The organism is Acinetobacter geminorum (assembly GCF_013009345.1).
In the GTDB taxonomy this organism is placed as follows: Bacteria; Pseudomonadota; Gammaproteobacteria; order Pseudomonadales; family Moraxellaceae; genus Acinetobacter; species Acinetobacter geminorum.
On the sequence record NZ_JABELE010000018.1, the window covers coordinates 53,193 to 73,142 of the forward strand.

The 19,950-nt window shown below is 37.5% G+C and carries 20 protein-coding genes and 2 pseudogenes; 3 read left to right on the forward strand and 19 right to left on the reverse strand.

Features of this window, described 5'->3' with window-relative positions; translation table 11 throughout:
* Positions 1-9 precede the first annotated feature (9 nt).
* A pseudogene (locus tag HJG58_RS15795) lies at positions 10-216 on the reverse strand (hypothetical protein); the annotation flags it as partial.
* Positions 217-232: 16 nt separating this feature from the next.
* Positions 233-1,138, reverse strand: a complete 906-nt coding sequence (locus HJG58_RS15800; protein WP_170249611.1) for an NAD(P)/FAD-dependent oxidoreductase — start codon at positions 1,136-1,138, stop codon at positions 233-235.
* A gap of 105 nt (positions 1,139-1,243) precedes the next feature.
* Here HJG58_RS15800 and HJG58_RS15805 point away from each other — a divergent pair, with 105 nt between their 5' ends.
* Complete coding sequence (locus HJG58_RS15805) at positions 1,244-1,699, forward strand: Rrf2 family transcriptional regulator (protein WP_170249612.1); 456 nt, start codon at positions 1,244-1,246, stop codon at positions 1,697-1,699.
* Between the two features lie 105 nt (positions 1,700-1,804).
* Here the strand turns inward: HJG58_RS15805 and HJG58_RS15810 are convergent, their stop codons facing one another.
* The 11 genes and pseudogenes from HJG58_RS15810 to HJG58_RS15860 form a co-directional block, all read right to left on the reverse strand.
* Complete coding sequence (locus HJG58_RS15810) at positions 1,805-2,512, reverse strand: PqiC family protein (protein WP_025465951.1); 708 nt, start codon at positions 2,510-2,512, stop codon at positions 1,805-1,807.
* On the reverse strand, positions 2,502-4,169 hold the full coding sequence (locus HJG58_RS15815) for a PqiB family protein (protein WP_170249613.1): 1,668 nt from the start codon (positions 4,167-4,169) through the stop codon (positions 2,502-2,504). The genes HJG58_RS15810 and HJG58_RS15815 overlap by 11 nt, the downstream gene beginning before the upstream one ends.
* A gap of 7 nt (positions 4,170-4,176) precedes the next feature.
* Positions 4,177-4,986 carry a paraquat-inducible protein A gene (locus HJG58_RS15820; RefSeq protein WP_032005373.1) on the reverse strand — a complete coding sequence of 270 codons (810 nt, stop codon included), beginning with the start codon at positions 4,984-4,986 and terminating at the stop codon, positions 4,177-4,179.
* On the reverse strand, positions 4,983-5,591 hold the full coding sequence (locus HJG58_RS15825) for a paraquat-inducible protein A (protein ID WP_005068380.1): 609 nt from the start codon (positions 5,589-5,591) through the stop codon (positions 4,983-4,985). Before HJG58_RS15825 ends, HJG58_RS15820 begins: the two co-directional genes overlap by 4 nt.
* Before the next feature lie 121 nt (positions 5,592-5,712).
* On the reverse strand, positions 5,713-6,075 hold the full coding sequence (locus HJG58_RS15830) for a LysR substrate-binding domain-containing protein (RefSeq protein ID WP_235944525.1): 363 nt from the start codon (positions 6,073-6,075) through the stop codon (positions 5,713-5,715).
* Between the two features lie 77 nt (positions 6,076-6,152).
* Positions 6,153-7,085, reverse strand: coding sequence for an IS5 family transposase (locus HJG58_RS15835; protein ID WP_170249614.1), 933 nt, complete (start codon positions 7,083-7,085; stop codon positions 6,153-6,155).
* Positions 7,086-7,162: 77 nt separating this feature from the next.
* Positions 7,163-7,927 carry an SDR family oxidoreductase gene (locus HJG58_RS15840; protein ID WP_108011128.1) on the reverse strand — a complete coding sequence of 255 codons (765 nt, stop codon included), beginning with the start codon at positions 7,925-7,927 and terminating at the stop codon, positions 7,163-7,165.
* A gap of 121 nt (positions 7,928-8,048) precedes the next feature.
* Positions 8,049-9,116, reverse strand: a complete 1,068-nt coding sequence (ada, locus tag HJG58_RS15845; RefSeq protein ID WP_170249615.1) for a bifunctional DNA-binding transcriptional regulator/O6-methylguanine-DNA methyltransferase Ada — start codon at positions 9,114-9,116, stop codon at positions 8,049-8,051.
* A gap of 78 nt (positions 9,117-9,194) precedes the next feature.
* A pseudogene (locus HJG58_RS15850) lies at positions 9,195-9,635 on the reverse strand (DMT family transporter); the annotation flags it as partial.
* A 25-nt stretch (positions 9,636-9,660) separates the two neighbouring features.
* A complete protein-coding gene (locus HJG58_RS15855) occupies positions 9,661-10,215 on the reverse strand; it encodes a TetR/AcrR family transcriptional regulator (RefSeq protein WP_170249616.1) in 555 nt (184 codons plus the stop codon).
* 677 nt (positions 10,216-10,892) lie between these two features.
* Positions 10,893-11,984, reverse strand: coding sequence for a DUF6670 family protein (locus HJG58_RS15860; protein WP_170249617.1), 1,092 nt, complete (start codon positions 11,982-11,984; stop codon positions 10,893-10,895).
* Positions 11,985-12,396: 412 nt separating this feature from the next.
* Between HJG58_RS15860 and HJG58_RS18905 the strand changes: the two genes are divergently transcribed.
* Positions 12,397-12,630 (forward strand): hypothetical protein, encoded by a 234-nt coding sequence (locus HJG58_RS18905; RefSeq protein ID WP_005803604.1) that lies wholly within the window; start codon positions 12,397-12,399, stop codon positions 12,628-12,630.
* A gap of 88 nt (positions 12,631-12,718) precedes the next feature.
* Here the strand turns inward: HJG58_RS18905 and csuE are convergent, their stop codons facing one another.
* The 6 genes from csuE to csuAB form a co-directional block, all read right to left on the reverse strand.
* Complete coding sequence (gene csuE / locus HJG58_RS15870) at positions 12,719-13,738, reverse strand: Csu fimbrial tip adhesin CsuE (protein ID WP_170249618.1); 1,020 nt, start codon at positions 13,736-13,738, stop codon at positions 12,719-12,721.
* On the reverse strand, positions 13,735-16,233 hold the full coding sequence (gene csuD, locus HJG58_RS15875) for a Csu fimbrial usher CsuD (protein WP_170249619.1): 2,499 nt from the start codon (positions 16,231-16,233) through the stop codon (positions 13,735-13,737). The genes csuE and csuD overlap by 4 nt, the downstream gene beginning before the upstream one ends.
* Positions 16,230-17,063 (reverse strand): Csu fimbrial biogenesis chaperone CsuC, encoded by an 834-nt coding sequence (csuC, locus tag HJG58_RS15880; protein ID WP_170249620.1) that lies wholly within the window; start codon positions 17,061-17,063, stop codon positions 16,230-16,232. The genes csuD and csuC overlap by 4 nt, the downstream gene beginning before the upstream one ends.
* Positions 17,057-17,575 (reverse strand): Csu type fimbrial protein, encoded by a 519-nt coding sequence (locus HJG58_RS15885; RefSeq protein ID WP_170249621.1) that lies wholly within the window; start codon positions 17,573-17,575, stop codon positions 17,057-17,059. Before HJG58_RS15885 ends, csuC begins: the two co-directional genes overlap by 7 nt.
* A 4-nt stretch (positions 17,576-17,579) precedes the next feature.
* Positions 17,580-18,128 carry a spore coat protein U domain-containing protein gene (locus tag HJG58_RS15890; RefSeq protein ID WP_171545321.1) on the reverse strand — a complete coding sequence of 183 codons (549 nt, stop codon included), beginning with the start codon at positions 18,126-18,128 and terminating at the stop codon, positions 17,580-17,582.
* 73 nt (positions 18,129-18,201) lie between these two features.
* A complete protein-coding gene (csuAB, locus tag HJG58_RS15895) occupies positions 18,202-18,738 on the reverse strand; it encodes a Csu fimbrial major subunit CsuAB (RefSeq protein WP_002049140.1) in 537 nt (178 codons plus the stop codon).
* Positions 18,739-19,321: 583 nt separating this feature from the next.
* On the opposite strand from csuAB, the gene HJG58_RS15900 reads away from it, so the two are divergent.
* Complete coding sequence (locus tag HJG58_RS15900) at positions 19,322-19,900, forward strand: TetR/AcrR family transcriptional regulator (protein WP_170249622.1); 579 nt, start codon at positions 19,322-19,324, stop codon at positions 19,898-19,900.
* The last annotated feature ends 50 nt before the right edge of the window (positions 19,901-19,950 follow it).

The window sequence follows — 19,950 nt, forward strand, 5'->3', positions numbered from 1 at the left end:
CGATGCGTTTTACGAACAAACACCATTGCTAATAACGGATTTTTTGTTTGAATCTAGCGCCACAATTGAAGAAGAAACCGTATTAATGATTTGAGTCATTGCTTCACTTGAAGCATTCACAATACCTTCCATCTTTTTAGTTTTCTGATCAATTGGCTGCTTAAAAGCAATTCGACAATTGAGCTGAGATCCTGCATTCGTGATGATCTTAGTAGAATGCAGTTTTCCTAATTTACGATGAACCATTAAGAATAAGCGAACGGTGAGCGCTTACCCCTGCCATCATTCCATCTGCAACTGCGAATGGTACCGAACCACCTAAACGTGCAATATCACCGCAAGCAAAAACCCCTTTTACCGTGGTGTCTTTTGTCGCGCTTGTTTTGATTATTTGTCCAAACGGCGTGTCTTCGACTTCACATCCAAGCTCGGCCAGCCAAGGTTGAGTAATATATGTACGTGTTGGAATAAACAGTCCATCCAGAGCAATAACCTTTCCATCGGTAAACACAATCTCTGCCTCACCTCTGATTTCCTGAATAAGACATGGCTCTACAATCACTCCACGTTTTTGTAAGGAAATATGCCATTCTGTATGAATGAGTTGATCATTTCCATTAAGTAAAAACGTGGTTGGGCCCCAATCAGGCAGCATCATCGCCAATTGTAAGCTGTGTTCTGACGTGGCCAAAATACCGATTTTTCCTTTTTCTAACTCGTATCCATGGCAATATGGACAATGAAAAACCGTTTTCCCCCATCTTTCAGCCAAACCCGCTATTTCTGGCAACTGATCACTAACTCCTGCCGCAATAATAATTTTTTTAGTTTGAATGGAATACACTCCATCAATACAAATACAAAAACCTTCATCTATTTTTGCAATTTTTTTAACTCTCCCATTTTGCCATTCAACAGTGCTATAAACTTCTAATTGTTTTTTTGCAATTTCAACAATTTCATTAGCTTGAGTTCCATCTTGGGTAAGGAATCCATGAGAATATTCAGCAAAACGATTTCTTCTTTGCCCTGCATCAATTATTGCAATGTTTCTACGTGCACGGGCCAACGGCATTGCTGCTGATAAACCCGCATAACTGCCACCAATAATCGCAACGTCATACAGCATTTTATTCACCCTTAATAAGTAACTTATGAAGTTACATTAATGCCTTTTATTTTAATTTGCAACTTTTCATGTTACATTTTATACATTCTATTGATCGCGCTGTTTTTTGTGCTTATGCGTACAGACAATAAACTTTCCCGAATACTTCATGTGCTTTTACACATGGCGAGGCAAAATCGCAGTTTTACTTCTGAAGAAATTGCCAAAATGTTATCAACTAATCCTGTAGTTATTCGTCGTACCATGACTGGGTTAAAACAGGCTAACTTTGTACAATCAGAGAAAGGGCCTGGCGGTGGTTGGCACTTAATAGGAGATATAGAAAAAATTACGCTTCTTGATATTTATAAGGCTGTTGGTGAACCTACAATTTTTGCAATCGGCAATGAAAGAAAAAATCCGGAATGTGCTGTAGAACAAGTCGTCAATGCAGCTCTAGATACAAGTATTCAAGCTGCACAGGCGATTTTGATTCAACGTTTAAAAGAAACTACCCTAGCCGATCTTGCAAGATCATTTGATCAAATTTGTATTGAAAAAGGATGGGATTTAAAACACTCACATGAGTAAATTTTTCCTCACGGCTTTTAACCAACAACTAAAGAACTCAAAACCGGATGGAATTATCAAATTTTATCCGGCATTTAACCGGATAAAACGTGTATAGATTTAATATTAAGAACAGACACCATTGCTAATAACCGATTTTTTGTTTGAATCTAGCGCCACAATTGAAGAAGAAACCGTATTAATGATTTGAGTCATTGCTTCACTTGAAGCATTCACAATACCTTCCATCTTTTTAGCTTTCTGATCAATCGGCTGCTTAAAAGCAATTCGACAATTGAGCTGAGATCCTGCATTCGTGATGACTTTTGCATTATTTGACTCTAATTGAGTGGGCGGTATTTGACGCTTCACTACCCAAGACACTGCAATATTAATATAGCTTTTATCTACAATATCAAAATGAGAAAAGTCTGTAGAAACTCGATATAAAGGCTGATTGTTTCCAGCTAGCCCACTGCTATAACTGTCAATTGCCCCTAATTTTTGCTGTAAACCCGCCGACAAGGTATCGCGTAATTGCGTACCCATGGTCGATGTCCAGCGTTCATTGTTTAACACCGTAGACTTACCACTACTGTCTTGGAGTACCAAAGGCGCACGGTCCAATCGGTCTGGAATCCCGACAGGTAATACCTCAATCACCTGCACAGTTGATTTTGTAGCCGCAGTAATTTTAGGGGACATCGTATAATAATTTGGCGTTGGCGAACTCGAACATGCCGTCATGGCAACAGCCGTTAAAAACAGGCCGCTCCCAAGCAGCCAGTTGGCTGCTTTAGGATGTTGAAAAGATAGAGTGTTTTTATTTTTCATCATCGGTCTCTGGTGTCTTACCACGAATAATTGATTCAGGATGTTGCTCAATATAGTCTGCCATTAACTGTAATGAAGCAGCCGCACGTGTCATTTGCTGTAATGCTTTGCGTACGTCTTGTTGTAACGGCGCATCGCTCGACAAAATAGACTCTGACGATCTTACAGTTTTACGAACATCGTCCAAGGTTGCTTGTAAACCAGGGGCAACTTTTCCATCTAACTGTTTAACCAGTTTGTCGGTAGACTCAATGGCTGTGTTCATATTGTTGAGCGTTTTACGTACATCTTGCCCAATCTCAACTAACGGGAATTTAGTTAACTTGTCAGCAATCTGAGAAACTTGTGCTTGTAAGCCACTCAATTCAGTTGGTGTAGTTGGAATCACTACACGGTCATCACTCAAAATTTGTAATGTGGCTGGCTTAGCTTTAGGGAACTTATCTAGGGCAATATAGTTTTGGCCCGTGAGAAGGTTGCCTGTTCTCATTTGAGCACGCCATCCATGTTCAACAAAATCTTTGAAAATATTGCTGTTTGGATTGAGTGCCTGTCCATTCTCAACGCGTGACGGATAAATAACCGCCTCAACACGCATACGAATCTGCTTATAGTTGTTATAAAACTCTGCATTAATCGATTTAACATTACCAATTTCAATGCCCATGAAATCAATTGGTGCGCCAACAGACAGTCCACGTAATGAATGATCAAAGTACATGATCACACCACGAGGTTGCCCATCCGGTTCTTTTAATGCCTCAGTTTTCGAATCCCACAGATTAAAGCGACTATGATTTGCCGCTGTGGTAGCACGCGAACTTTCAGGAATTCCAAAAGCAATACCGCCCGCGACAATACTTGCCAGCGATTGAGTATCTAAACTAAATCCTGAGGCATTCAAGCTCACATCAATGCCACTCGCCTGCCAAAACCGTGCGTCGGTGGTGACAAACTTATCATATGGTGCACGGATAAAAGTTTGTAGCTCTACAGTTTTACCATCGTTAGACAATTTATATGCTGTAATTTGGCCCACATTAATTCGACGATAATAAATTGGAGAACCGACATCTAAAGACCCCAAGTCATCTGCATTTAAGAAAAATTCTTTGCCCGGTACATCAGCAGTAATCACTGGCGGTACCTCTAAGCCAGTAAATTCGAGCTTTTTCTCTTCCGACTTACCACCATCCACTTCAATATATGAACCTGACAATAATGTGTCTATTCCTGAAACCCCACTCGTCCCAATACGTGGTCGCACAACCCAAAACCGTGAATCTTTTGCGGCAAAGTTACTGGCATCTTTACGCAAATCAATTCTGGCAATCACGTGTGAACGGTCTTCTGAAAGATCAATCTGCCGTACTACGCCAATATCGACCTGTTTATAACGGACCGTTGTTTTACCCGCGACCAATCCCTCAGCCGTCCTAAAAGATACGTCAATGGTCGGGCCGTGAGACAAGAGCGCTTTTATCGCTAATGAAAGCGCGATTAAAAGAGCAACCAATGGAATGAGCCAAATTAAAAGAGGCTTCCACCGACTTTTCTTTTCTTGGGGTTCTGGCAAATCATTCACGCTATCCAGTTCAACATCTGGATCACGACGATCTGAGTTACCAGGGGTTATTTCATTTTCAGACATACTCATTGTTCTTTTATTGACTGGGATTAATGGAATCATTATTCAACGGCGGGTGTTCAGCCTGAATAATCTTGGTTTTGTTTGAGGCAAAAGTAGAAGGTTTATTTGTATTTTGAGATGCGTAGAAGTTATCCCAAATAAGTCGTGGGTCAAAACTTAAAGATGCAAACATGGTTAACACGACAACCGCACCAAAAGCGATCGAACCCGGCCCTGCTAAAATCGTAGCAAGTGATTGAATCTGAATGAGCGCTGTTAAAAGTGCCACCACAAATACGTCAATCATTGACCAACGGCCGATAAACTCGACAACTCGATATAATTTAACGCATTGCTCAGGTAAAAACTTCCATGCTGACGATTGTTGAAGATATACCGCCACCAATAAAAAATACAAAATCAGTAGCTTTAGCATGGGAATAAAAATACTGGCCATAAAAATGACCACTGAAACCAGATAGTCTCCACTTTGCCAAAAGTAAATGACCCCACTCATGATGGTATCTTGCTGGCTACCCAACAGTGAGTCAGTCACCGTCATTGGAAGTACATTGGCGGGAATATAGAGAATGGTCGCAGCCACCACTAAGGCAAAAGTTCGATTTAAACTCGCTGGTTTACGTGAATGCAGCACGCTATTACAACGAATACAACGTAACACCTGATGGCTTTGGTTGAGTCGTCTCTTTTCATTTTGAGCAGAATTTACAACCCCACAGCAATGACACACAATTAATGAGAGATCTTTGGCTCTTGGATATTGCTTAAGCATTGACCCTTGCTGCGAGATTTGTGTTTGGGTCACATTTTTTATCGTTTTCATGGCAGTGACCTATCAATTTCGTTCCATATATCACTCACCTTTATGGAAGTAATATAGACCAACAATACACTTAAAATCGCAAATGCCCATAACGCAATCTCGGGAATCACCAACACCATTCCCATTAACTTCACAAGCGTGACCAAGATTCCAATTAAGAAGACCTCAACCATTCCCCACACTCTCATAAAATAAAGTGTACGTAAGGCAAATACTAAAAATGTGGGTCTTTTCTTCAATACGCTTACTGTGCCCAACACATAGGAGAGTAATAAAAGATAGGAAAGTGGCACAATAAAAGTGGTGATTAAAATAAGAATGCCAACAAAAGCCCGATCATAATGAAACATTACCCAGACCGCACCAAGTAAAGTGGTTTCAGAGATGTTGCCCTGCAATTCAATTTTTACAATAGGAAAGCTATTGGCAATAACAAATACGATCAACGCCGTTAAGATTAAAGCCAACAGTGTCGAAAAAGGTTTGGTGTGCCGATAGAGTTCAGCACCGCAGCATAAGCAATAAGCTCTTTTTCCATAAGCAAGCGGGGTTCTACGATAGACAGTATCGCATTCCTCACAACCTGCTAATTCTTTAAGCTTCATAGTTATACTCTAAGGTTTATCATTTTACTGTGTCACACAAAGCTCTTTTTATTACTAAGATAAATTAAAATATAAATCAATCGAAAAACTATCCAAGTCATCATAAATTTTGAGATGAAAATTACCGTAGGTGCTGTTCAATATATTGTTGAAACTGCTGAATAATATGTACAGATTGTGTGGTGGAATTGAAATAGAGACCAAAATTTAAAGGCTTAAGTTCCGGCAATACATCGCTTTCTATGCGATGAATGTCTGAAGGAATCTGAAAACATGATCTCAAGCTTATACCAATACCCGCCCTTACAGCAGGCCATAACGCTTGAACAGAATTACACTCATAAGCAATATGCCAAGCCTGCCCAACCTGTTCCAATGCCTCAATAGCCATTTGCCTTAGCATACACGGTTGCTGCAATACCACGAGTGGAATGGAAACTTTATTTTCAATGATTTGCTGAATATGAGTATGAGCGCAAAACAACCAATTTGTCTCAATACTTTTGAGTGGCTTTGTTGCACAAAGATTTAAAAACTAGGATTTCCCCTATCTACTCAAATTTAAGTGACAACTCGGGTGTGAGGTCTGCCTAAATCGATAAATCTATTTAATACTGCCACTCGTGCATGAATCTCATTGACTTGGCTTTGAAAGTTTCTCGCACTGAGTTTATCGCCTAATAACTTGATGCAATGCATCTTGGTTTCGACCAAACTTCGCCGATGATAGCCTGACCATTTTTTCCATAGTGTCCTGCCGAAACGTTTAACTGTTCGTAGTAATTCATTTCGCTCTAGCGAACTGGTCTTTGTATCTTTCCAAGGCTTCGCATTTTTTCTAGGAGGAATCACTGCATGTGCTTGTCGATCTGCAATGACCTGACGGCATTGTTTTGTATCATAAGCTCCATCTGTATAGACTGAATCAATTTGTTCATTCAACGGAATTTGATCTAGTAAATCCACAAGGACTTGCGAATCACTCACGTTATTGGTTGTAAGCTGAACTGCTCGTATTTGTAGGGTTTTAGAATCTATCCCAATATGTAGTTTACGCCATTGGCGACGGTATTCAGGTTGATGTTTCTTACGTTTCCATTCACCTTCACCTAAAAACTTCAAGCCCGTGGAATCGACGTGTAGATGCAGTCCATTGCAACTCTTTTCATAGCTAATTTGAATATCAATATGCTTTTGTCTTCTACAAAGCGTACTGTAATCTGGTGCTGCCCAATTTAATCCGCAAAGGTTAATCAGACTTTGAACAAAACCTGTGACCATGCGTAAAGACAATCGAAATAGGGATTTGATCATCAGACAGCACTGGATGGCAGTATCAGAATAGGTTTGATTTCGACCATGCTTGCCTTGTGATTGTGCATACCACTGGGTCTTTGGATCGAACCAAATGGCAATATTCCCACGATTAATGAGAGCTCGGTTATATGCGGACCAATTGGTTGTGCGGTAGATTTTGTGTGTAGGCTTCTTCATTTGAAAATTATATTGCTGAAGAAGCCCTTAAGAATAGCTTTGTGCAACAAAGCCTTACCTATCTATTAATTCTCAATCTAGCTTTTACAAATAGTCACTCCACCATCAGCGAGTAAAGCACTTCCTGTAATAAAGCTTGCATCATCACTCACTAAAAAGAGCGCTGCTTTCGCAATTTCATCAGGCTCAGCTAAACGTTTCATCGCATGTATGCTTCTTACAAACTCTAGAACTTCTGGAGAAGGTGCCGCTTCTTGGCCCATTGAAGTATTTGTTCCACCGGGTAAAAGTGCATTTACTCGAATGCCTGAAGTTGCATATTCTGCCGCCATCACTTTGGTTAAACCAATGAGTCCTGCTTTACTTGCAGCATAGGCCGCCATTTGAGGGAACCCTATATGATGACCAACAAAAGAGGATGTAAACACTATTGAGCCATAGCCTTGCTTTAACATCACTTTAAGCTGCTCTCTAGCCGACTGAAACGCACTGGTTAAATTGCTCTGAATAACATGATTCCAATTTTCATCGGTTGTGACGTGAGTAAGCTGGTATTCTCCCAACATACCAGCATTATTAAATGCAATATCTAACCTTCCATAATATTGCGTAGCCATATCAATCGCTTTTTGCATGATTGTAGGGTCATTAAGATCCCCTGCAATAAAGTGCGCAACGACGCCATCTTGATTCAAACTATCGCAAAGTTCTTTTAAAACACGCTCACGGCGTGCAACCAGAATAACTTTCGCGCCTTCCGCTACAAATAGCGATGCGGCACTTAAACCTATACCTGAACTTGCACCCGTAATAATAGCCACTTTGTCTTTTAATCTGCTCATACTCTCAATTCCATCTTCATTAAATTGATGGATATATTTTGAGTAACCCGAAGAAAATAGACTCTCTGATTCTTGCTATTTTGAAAAAATTAACTCTATAAAACAGCCAACTAAAACAATTTTAGTTCCGTGCCAGTTCTGCTTCTTTCTCTAATAATGCACGTTTACGCTCAACGCCCCAACGATAACCAGAAATAAAACCATCATTTCGAACGACACGATGACATGGAATAGCAACAGCTAACATATTTGCTGCACACGCCCCTGCAACGGCCCGAACGGCTTTAGGTGAACCTATTTTTTGGGCTATATCGGAATAACTGGCTGTCTGCCCCGCAGGAATTTCTTTTAAGGCCTGCCATACTCTTTGTTGAAATGCAGTCCCTTGAATATCTAGAGGTAAATCTAATCCGATTTGTGGCGCTTCAATAAACCCGACAATATGCGCAATCAGTTGCTCAAACTCATCATCACACCCGATCAAATCGGCTTCCGGAAATTTATCTTGTAAATCATTTAAAAGCTTTTCAGGGTCATCGCCTAGCAAAATTGCACAAATTCCTTTCTGGCTTTGAGCAACTAAAATATCTCCTAAAGAACAAGCTCCTATGGCGAAAAAGATACGCACACCCTTACCGCCAGATTTCCATTCTTTCGCTGTCATACCTAATAGCGAACTTGAATTTTCATAGAACTGACTATTTGAATTAAAACCTGCATTAAATATTGCATCAGTCACACTGATATTTTCATCTAGGTTTTCTCTTAGCTTTTTACTTTTATGCGCATCAGCATAGCCTTTGGGTGTCAGGCCAGTAATTTGCTTAAAAACTCGGTGAAAATGATATGCGCTCATTCCTACATGCTCTGCCACAACTGATAGAGACAAGTTTTCTTCATGTAGTTCGATGTATCTACACGCTTTCTCGATTTTCTCTACAAGCTTTGGATCATGTGCATTTGAGAGTCTGTTTTGTATTTTTTGGCTTGCTCGATAACCATTTTTCTCGGCTTGCACGGCATTCTCAAAGAAAACTACATTTTCTTTTTTAGGCAGTCTTTTTGTACTTGATGGCAGACAGTACATACCTGAGGATTTCACGCCATAAACAAAATATGCATCAGCTTCCGCATTTCGATCAACAATTGCTTGCCATCTATCTTCGTCTGTTATCCACTGATTTTTCATTTTGCTCACCTCAATTGCAATTTAATATTTAATGACTTATTTTCGCAACTTTGTTGATAAGCAAAACTCTTGGTATTGCTATTTTAATCTTTTCAACGCAAAAACATTCCAATGCAACTTTACTCCGAGCACACCCAATAAAATTAAACTTGCACCTAAAATTTGAGTACTAGTCAGCACATGATCAAAGAATAAATAATCAATTACGATGGTCGATATAGGATAAATAAAAGATAAAATCGCAATGTTATTTAAAGGTATTTTCTTAATTGCCGAATACATTAAATAATAAAGAAATGCCGTATGTAGAACCCCTAACCCCATTACAAAGAACCATTGTTGGCCTATCGGTGGGTTTACAAAAACCGATATAAACGGGGTCATGGCAATGGCCCCACTTAAAGTCTGTATAAGCACAATTAATAACGGTGGTGTGTTAGTTAATTTTTTAGTCATTAGAACAGATATCGAATACAGACTAGTAGCAATAAGAACCAAGCCTAAACCTGCTAACTCATTATAGTGATTCTTTAGTTAAATAAATTTAGGCAACCCTCACCAAAAAGTAATTTAACAATTTGGTTTGCTCTTCAACGCTATCTGAAGTCAAAAGCCCCAAAATCGCCCCATCAATCATAAATACAAAAATATCCGATTCTTCATACGTAGCCCTTTTTTTAGATTCTCGCAGAACCCAGAAAATTTCATTTTTAAGCCATCGCCTATAGCGAATTGCGGTTTGGTATGCATTTGGATAAAGCTGTTTAATTTCAAAAATCGCTTTAAACAACAGATAATACGCACCTTTTAAGTCAGCATGTAAAAGGTAAATTTGTCTAAGCGTAAGAGACAAATCTGGATATTGACGAGATTCACTTACAGCTCTCACTTTTTCTTTTAAGTGCTCTTTTTGAACCAACAAACACATTTCAATTAATCTTTCTTTTGAGTGAAAGTAGTTGTAAAAAGTGGCTTTAGAAATTTTAGTTTCACTAACAATTCGGTCCACCCCGACCTTGTTAAAGCCGTATTGTTTAAATAAATCTGCTGCTGTATAAGGCGCTCGCGTTGCTCTAAATGAAACTTCTAAATTTTTCATGTATACCGCTTAAAATAATTTTTTGTTGTAAATAGAAGAGATAGAAATGCCGTCACTCTTAAAATGAGTGCTAAATACAGGCATGCAAAAGCCGCACAATAATGGTGTGCTCACCTATCTCTGGTTTATTGTTGCTATGTTTTAGTCGTAAAGATTCTTAAGGTATAGAAACCTAAAGTCGGTTAAATCGTTTTAAAGACTGTTTAAACGGTATGGATAGAAAGAATTTGGCAAAGGTTGCCAACGAGAGAGAAGAAATAGTACGCATAACGGCGGACTCCTTTTGATTTAGAAGAGTCTTACCAATTACTGCTAAATAATGGTGGCAAGACTAGAAGGGTTAGCAGACTGGTACAAAAGGAAACCAGCACACCCGAAGGTGTCCCTCCTAGCCTCACCATAAAGGCGTGACTTAAGAGAACGCACAAAAACCAAAACAGCATTGTTGTGCGCCTTTTGTAGACGGTCTGCTAAAACCGACTGGCAATGTAGGCCAGCAGGCAAAGGATAGTGCCCAACCTTATTTCAGTCAAGCACACAAAATGACATCTGTTTTAAAATAGATCATTAAAAAGTAAGGATAAATAATTAAAATCTATTATTAAATTGAGTTTATAAAACAGATATTTTCTAGTTCGCTTAAAGCTGTAGATAAACAACTAAGTTTTAAAACGATTTTATCTTCGGTCAATATATTCCAGATAGCCACTTCCTACTAATGGCTGATCATAGAATTCGCCTTGCCATGCATATGAAGAAACGAAACCAGCAGCCAAGCCAAAACAGTATGGAGTGTCTACTTGTGCGGAAATATCTAGAACCTTTTGATTGTTGTGATAAGCAGCCCAGCGAAAAGTATTTGGTAAATTCATTGGAAAACCATCAGGTGTAATCTGTGGTTCTTCTTGAAGTCTGGTTACTTCAAAAAGTATATCTCCGTTGTATTGAATTGATGTTCCATCAATATGACGGTAGTAAACAGAAGTCAAAATGGGTTGGTCTTCATAGCAAATAAAAGCCAGTAATAACTGCTGTTCATGGTCAATATTAATAACTTGATAGCTAAAGACTTTTACAGGAAGTTGAATATTCTCAACTAACCATTTGTTTTTGAGCATTGAGGTCGCTATAGCTTTCCAAGCCTCAAGCGTACAAAGCCCCTTAATACTCTCACTATTGCCTTTTTGTTTAATGTAGCCGTCATAATGCATCAAGACACTAAAATGCTTATAAAAAGCACTATAGGCAAACCATGAAATAGCTTTAGTCGGCTTTAAATGAAGTTCTAGTTCTAAATCTTCTCTTTTAGTAATTAATATAAATCCATCACCATCCTCATGCATGACACTTTGATTGTCAAAATTAATAGCGAAAGGAGTTTGGTTAAACTTGATATCATTTTTGATTGAAAATGTTCTGTAGGCCTCAGGCGTTGTCGACAATGCTGTTCCATGTACCAAAGAAGCTGTATCCCCTTTTCCATCTTTAGACATTTGATAGTTGGTATCTGTAATCGTAAATCCAACATAACCTAATACCGAAGCCCAAGATAAATATCGAAAGGGTTCAGGTAAGTCAGGAATCATGACCCCGTAATGTGTACTACCAAAGCGCTTATAAAGCGTATGAGGACTGAGTTCAAACTCTTTTGGCAATGTTGCTTGTCGTTCTGGTGTAACAGCTCCCAACAATGAGCCTGAAAGTTTGGCAAACTTTTGATTGGCTTTGTCTTTAAAACTCTTTGGCAATCTATGACTTGAGATTAACATTTTTAAGATCTTTTATTTTTATCTACTTAAAAAATTAAGTTCCATATTAGAACTTGATAATTTGCAATTGAATGTTAATAAAGGACATCTTGATCTAAGCAAATGCACTAAAACAAAAAAGCCAACTCTTTCGAATTAGCCCTAATTATCTCACGACCACGTCTGTGAAAATTGCTTTTGATTTTATTGTTCGCAACAATCTTCATCATTTTTGTTATGAGTCTAAATTAGCCTTTCTTTATGACAATCCGATTAAAAAAACATCCAAAATCTCTCCTAAACAAACTTCATACATAAAATATGTGTTTTAGAGAACTACATCACAATTTATATAGCTGTAAATTTTAAAGGCATATTCCGCTAAACGACTAAGTCTATTATGCTTAAGTCATCTAATTGTTAAGTATGTATGATGGAACAGCAAACTTTATTACAAGAACTGAACTCACTCATTGAATACTACTCAAAAAGAACCGATTGCCCGCCTACTCGAATACGCATCGGCTATAGGGCTTATGCAAAATTGATGCAGTGCCCGCCTTTTGCAGATGAAGTGATGAATTCAGCCCTAGATCCCAATAAGCGAAAATATAAGAAGTTAAAAATTAAAATTACAAAAGATGATAATGAATTGGAACTGGAATAAGTTTTATAAAATTTGAAAATCTAATAATTTATTCAAAGATAAAAGCCCATGAACTGAGCTTTTATCTTTTATAAAAAGCAAATAGTCTTTAAAACTCGACTTGTACCGTGACCGTGTCTTGGTAAGTTCCCGCTGGTACTGTATCTGCGTTTTCATCAACAATTTTTGTGGTAAACACATAATTCTGCTGAGTTACTCCATTATGTACGCCTGGGTTAATCGTTGCATTTAAACTCGACCAACGCTCGTTACCGCTTCCCCATCGATCATTCGATGAGTTCTTGAAAATATCGTATTTTAAAAATGTATTACCCGTTTGCGACTTCATAGCTCGTTGGTCGCCATTTTGCGGGGAAAGTCCATTGTTTAAACTGACATAATACGGCGTATTCACAGAACATCGTATTCCCATAGATGACTGAACAGGTTCAAGCTTGGACGCAAACGCTGCTGTACCAAAGTTTACGTCTTGAGCTAAAATTCGACAGTCCGGAAGTACAGTAATTGACAGTGAACCAAGCGAGTCTGTTCCAGTTCCCCAGTTAAAACCGATACCCAATACCCCGCGTTTAAACCCTGGACTTTCAAAGAATATACCGATTCCGGCAATAGCAACCCCTGGTACCGAATAGAACCATTTTACTTTTAACGGTGAATCAGCCTGATAAACACCAGGTGATACGCTTTGCCCAGCCGGAAGGCGTATATAAAAAGGCAAATTACCATCTGGCCCGCTAAAAAGATTGACCAGTGTAAAGCTACTCATGTCTTTTTCTTGGCCTAAGCTAATGATTTCATTGTTACTATCTAAAATAACAGCATTGAGCTTTTCTCCGGTTTGAGCGTTGGTAAACGAATTCGACATTTGTTCAACTCGATATTTTAGATATGTCATGTTTGCTAAAGCCAGACTAAAACCCGTACATGACAAACCAGAATTAAACTGTGAAGAATTCTCACCGTTTTCCATTAGGTAAATAGACGGAACCGAAATAGTAGATGAACCAGAAGCACTCACACTACATGCAGCATGAACCAAATTTCCAGCCAACATCAGTCCAGAAAAGATACATAAATGGCTGAGTAATTTTTTTGTTTTTATTTTCATGGTAAAGATACCTCATGACACGTAACAGGCTTAACCACCACAATTTGTTGCTTGGCTTGCTCTACATCTACAGAAAAATCTGCCTTACATACGCTCTGATCTGAACGTTGAACAGTTACGGTATTGTTAGGTTTCAAGTTTTCTAAATAGACAATGCCATCCATTCCCACATAAGACGACTCTTGGTCAGCTCTATGCACGACTGAACCAACAGGCATCGGTTTTCCGTCTGCTTGAGTTAAATAAACGTTGGCAGCAATAGACTGATGAACTGGGAACTTAATCACAACACCCGAGCCGCGTTTAGCAGCAATACGTTGTTCAACTTGCGTGATTGTGAAGTTTGAAGGTAAATCGATTGGGTCGACGCTGTATTTACCCGAATAATAAGGCGTCACCGATGGCACAAAAATATGGCCTTTTTTATTACTACGACCAATTAAACTGTTTTCGTATCTAACCAAAACATCTGGTACTTGGTTGGTATCGACCAATGCAAAAGAATCGCCTAAACGGTTTGAAGCAAATATCTCCCCCCCCATATAAATAAGTGAACCAGATAGACCAAACCAATAGTTATAGTCATGGTTTCCAGACATACCAAAGTCGGTATTGATATAACCATTACGGTAATTGACACGTGCCTGATTTAAATCTTCACTATTTTCATTAAAGCGTCGGGTCAAGTCGACACCCACACCGCCCTCAGACGGCACAGAACGGTTGAAATTAACATAACCCGTATCGCCCTCTTTATTAAATGCATAACCCGAGTTCACAGTCGCGTTTCGTTGGAACAGTGGTATCGAAAGCTGAAATGCAGCACTCCACTCTTTTTCGATAAAGTCACGGTTGGCACTTAATGAAACGGTCACACCATTCATATAAGTCGGTAAAACAGGTGCCCATGACAAGTTTAAGAAGCGGTTTTTAAAGTCATTCGCCTTAGTATTAATATAACCGACGCCAAATGTGCCTGAGTTTTTGGTCGCAAAGTAAGTATTGGCCGTTAAGCTTTTATTGCTATTGACCGAAATTAAATTGCTATATTGCAGCCGTGAAAGATCGGTATATTCATCATCGCGCTGGTTATGGTTAATACTAAAACCAAACCGATTACGGTTATAGCTGTACCCGACCGTATATTGATTACCCTCTAAATCTTTAGCTCGATCTTCAGACATAGACTTATCGGCCTTACTTTGGCTAAAAGAAGCACTCAGCACACCTAAGTTTGCAAGCTTGAGTACAGACCCTGCACCCAATAACTGTAAGTCTGAAGAAAGTTCTGTACGACCTTCTACGGTAAACCAGTCATTGACCCCATAACGGGCATCGGCTGCACTTGCAAATTTTCCATAAGAAAAGTTCTTAAGTCCGTACTCTTCACGGATTTTCCCTAAAGACAATGAGTAATCAAATAAGCCGGGCTTGAGCAAAGTATTAGAAATATAAAATGGGACCGCTGTTGTAACCTGACGCCCGACTGCATCGGTCGTGACCACAACGGCTTCCCCTTTACCATTAATAAAAGGAACATTGTTTAAAATAAACGGCCCAGACTGTACCTCTGTTGAACTGGTCTTTTGACCATTAATAATTAAATCGACTGTACTTGGCAACGCGGCTTGCCCAATAAACTGTGGCAATGGATAGGTAATTAAATCGGGTCGAGTTGAATAATTTCTCTGTACCTGAAAACCACCTAGACGGACAGAACTTCCCCAAGTCGTTTTACTACCGGTAATAATGTCACCTAGTACAAAAGATGTAGCGTTATTTTGGTTATCAAATTGCCAAGATGTGTCATAACGACGATAGCCATCATTGTCTAAAGACTCGGCGTTACCTTCATTTTTATATTGATTTTTGACATAGACACCAGAGTTTTTAATAACCCCTAACGGAGAGAAAAAACGCTGCTCAGTAAATAAACTACTGGTTGAACCACCTTGATAGGGTCTATAAGTATAAAAATCATAGTTATTGAGCAGCCCTATACCAGACTGAGCAACGACAGGCTTATACCATGAGTCTTTACCTAAAACTTGAGTCGGCATCCAAGCAGGTGGAAAGTTAAGCTTAAAATATTGGTTTGATGATTGATATTCATAGCTTACATCTTTCAACTTATCTAAAGATATCCAGTCACTTGCATCACCACTAAACCCCAAAGTTAAGATATCTTGATTGGTTAAAGCGGTCTCGTTGTTTGTCAGTAGCTCCTGAGGAATTTGAATTTCTAACTCATCGATCAGCTTGTTTTTTTGTATGAAGTACTCATCATTTTTAACAATGACAGGCACAACCTGCTGAACTGAATATTGGTTTACAACCAAGTCTAGATATAGCTTAAACAATTGATTAATTTCGTTAATATCTTTTGGTGGTGGAGGCAAATCGCCAGCAACAGCAACATTTGGAATATTTAAGCATCCGCCCGACAACAAAATTAGCAAAATACTTTTGCATAAATTATTATGCCGAAGGATCATGTTGGATCCTCCATTTTTGTGATTTCGATTAACTCTTGTTTTATGCCAGAGCTATCAACACCATAAATTTTAGAAGTTTTTAACAATTCATTTGCAGTTGACTTATCAATAGTAAACTTCACGGTACTATTCGATAAAACATAGCCAAAAGCAGCTTTCCCTAAAGAAATATCATTGCCAGTTTTTGAAGTTTTAAGTGCCGAAAGACGAGCAAATTTCTGTCCATTATTTTTTAAATATAGCTCAGACTGGCCTTTCTCATTGTTGCGGACGGACCACTGTAAAACGGGTTTGGCTAAAGGATTTTTTGCATTCGCTTTTTGGCTCTCTTCAGTTAAACCACTACCAATACCTTTTCCATAGGCAAATAACGGAATTGAGTAACGCATTTGGAAACTCACTTTAGAAGCGTCTTGCTCGTTTCCATCAGAAAGGCGAATCGGTAACTCATCTACAATCAACCGATATGACTGTTCTTTGCCATCTGGCAAATTGACGCTTTTGGTTAAACGAAGCATATGCTTCTCACCTGCTTTAATTTTAGCTACAGGCGGGCTTGGTATAATTTCGGATTGCTCATTATAGTTATCTTCTAAGCCATCTTGATTCCATTTAAACACCCGAATTTGCACCATCGCATCGGTCTTGCCGGTATTTTGAAGCCAAACCGCTGTTGCTTTTTCATTGGCTTCAATTTTTGGATAAATAGGCCAAATTAAAAAAGTTGCTTGCGCCATCACAGGTGTAACAAGTGATAATGTACTTGCAAATAAAAAAGATTTTAAAATGCCATTTTTAATAAATGCAGAATTGTTCATACAAATCACCATGTAATCATTATTGAAACAGTATCTTTATAAATTCCAGCAGTATGTGGTTCATTATTATTTTCTAAATCAACGACACCATATATTTCAAAACTTGCCAGACGGTTTGTAGGCGTTGTGGCAGGTAATAAATATTTATTACCGACAACATATTCAGTAGACAAACTGCTAGAATTATATAACTTATAAGGCAAATAATTCGAAGATGAACCATTTTTCATACGTCTTATATTATTCTGTAGATTTTCACCACCATCTATAGAAATACTAACAGGCAAGCTTTCAGTACAACGAATATTCCAAGATTCTTTGCTATTTATAATATTAGAAACGACTTTATCTTTTGATAAAGCTGAATACTGACCAAAATCCATTTTCTGTTCGATATTATCTATTGAGCATCCATTTTCAATTTTAGCCTGAACTTTAAAACTAGAATTTAATTGAGGATCTACTGCATATACAAATGGACTTACAGATAGCAATAATATTGCTTTAAAATAAAAATATTTCATTTTCTTAAAACTCAATTGTAATTGGAACTATATCTGTATACTCACCCTTAGATATACGACCACCATCGTGTATGGCTTGACCAAAAATATCGATATTCTTTTTAGTATTCATATCATTAAGAATAAAAGCATCATTCGCTCTAATCACTTGTTTATCTAAACCATAGAGCAAGTTATAAGCAACAAAATCTCTACCATTACTTAATGCATGATAATAATTATGTGAAAAAGAAGCAGGAACTTTACTATCATTATTTCCAGAACCAAATATTATTTTTACAGTAGAAATACCAGCACACTGTATCTGTAAACCAGAGTTTCCATTATTTATCAAACTTGCGTCGATCACCCCATTAAAACCAGTTGAGGTTTCACCAAAATCAACAGTTCCGAAATTTAAATTTGTCTCATTATTTTCAACAACTTTATTATTAATAGAACAAGAAGGTAATAATTCAATTTGATTTGTTAACTTAGCTCCAATTTCACCCGCATTTATTGAAGAAATTAAAAAATAAGAAATTATAAATATAGAACCGCGATTAAATATCATCTCCCCTCCATTTAAAACAGGTTCACTCGCTTTTAAGTAAACCTGCCACTCAATTAATTATTTCTTTTTATATTTAGAAATTTACAGTAACTAATAGAGTATCTTTATAATCACCTTGGGCTTTTGCTGTGCCAGTGTTTGGAGCAATTGCACCGAAAATTGGTACCGCTGTAGCTTGGCCACTCACTGTAGTGAACTGTTGTGGCTGGTTTACAACATAAAGGTTTGTACGAGCAGCATCGCGATAAACGTTATATGCAACTACATCAGCAGAAGCAGTATTTTTTAAAGTACGGTCTGTACGTTCACCACCATCAATTGCAACTGTAAAATCAACAGGATCCGTGCCGTCACAAGTCACAGAAATATTACCGCCTGTTGCTGCTGAAGCGACTTCAGCTGTTAATACGTTGTTCCAAGTACCAGAAGTTTTACCAAAATCTAAAGTACCAAACTTGTTCATATTCCCTTCAGTTTGACTACCACCTACAGTACAGCCTGTTGAGATATTTAATTTAACGTCAACCTGTCCAGTAACAGCCGCTTGAGTATTTACCGCATAACCAGCAACTATTAATGCTGCAAGAAGTGATTTCTGAATGTTTTTCATATTCATAACCTACATATATAATGATTAGTTTTGTAGAACAAAATGAATCAAACTCAATAAATAAAATATGTCCAATTTGTTTTATATATAAAACAAACTACCTTTTACTATTTTGTGATTCTTTTCACAATTTAATAACAATTATTTAACTTGTATACACATATTACAAAAAGACTATGTTTATTTATTTAAAATTCTTTCTTTAACAGTTAAAAAAACACCTAACTAAATACCCACCCCTACTTTAAAAAAAAGTCTAAGAAATAGAGAAAATAAATATCATCCATCAAATAAAAACTAGTCAATATTTATTCAAATACAATAATTTATAGATTCAATAAAATCATAAGAAACTCATTATTATTCAAACAGGTCACACGACCTATTTTAACTATTACTTAAAAGACAAAAATAAGTCACATGACCTATTTTTTAATTTTAGATTAGGTCATCTGACCGATATTAAAAAATTATAGGTCACATGACCTATAATTAGTTTAATAGAATTTAAATATTTTATTTATATTTTTCTAATTTCATGGTTTAGAATGCCTTTTTTTAAATAGTACTTACAGGCTGGATAATGATCAAAATTGATACCTTTGATACTATGCAAATAAAGAAGTCCTTTACCACACTAAAAGGACAAGAAAGAGTAAAGCAAATCTTAAAAAATGCTGAGATAGTTTTTCTTACCAAAGGTTATTCTGGTTTTAGTATGCGAGGAGTTGCAGCTCAATCGAATATTAGTTTAAGTACCTTACAGCATTATTTCCAAAATAAAGATAGTTTATTAAAAGCTTTACTCGATAAATTAATTTTCGACTACATACAGCGTATAGAAATTTTAATCAACTTAAATGCAAATGAGCCACCCTTGCATCGGTTTATGAATATTATCACTAATATAATATATGAAATAGAACAACCGGTCATTACGCATACATTTAAAGAGGTGTTTTCTATTTCAGATCACTTACCCTATGTATATGATTCTTTATCAATGATACAAAAGTATAATTTTGAACTTATATATAAAATTATACTCCCTATTCATAATAAAATCTCATCAGAAGAATACAAAGAAAGAGCCATAATTATAATTACACAGCTCAACGGTTATCTAGTTCAACATGGCTTTGTTGCACAAACCTATCTCTAAAGGCTTATTCCACAATATAATTTTGAGATGAATAAGCCTACACCTAAAAT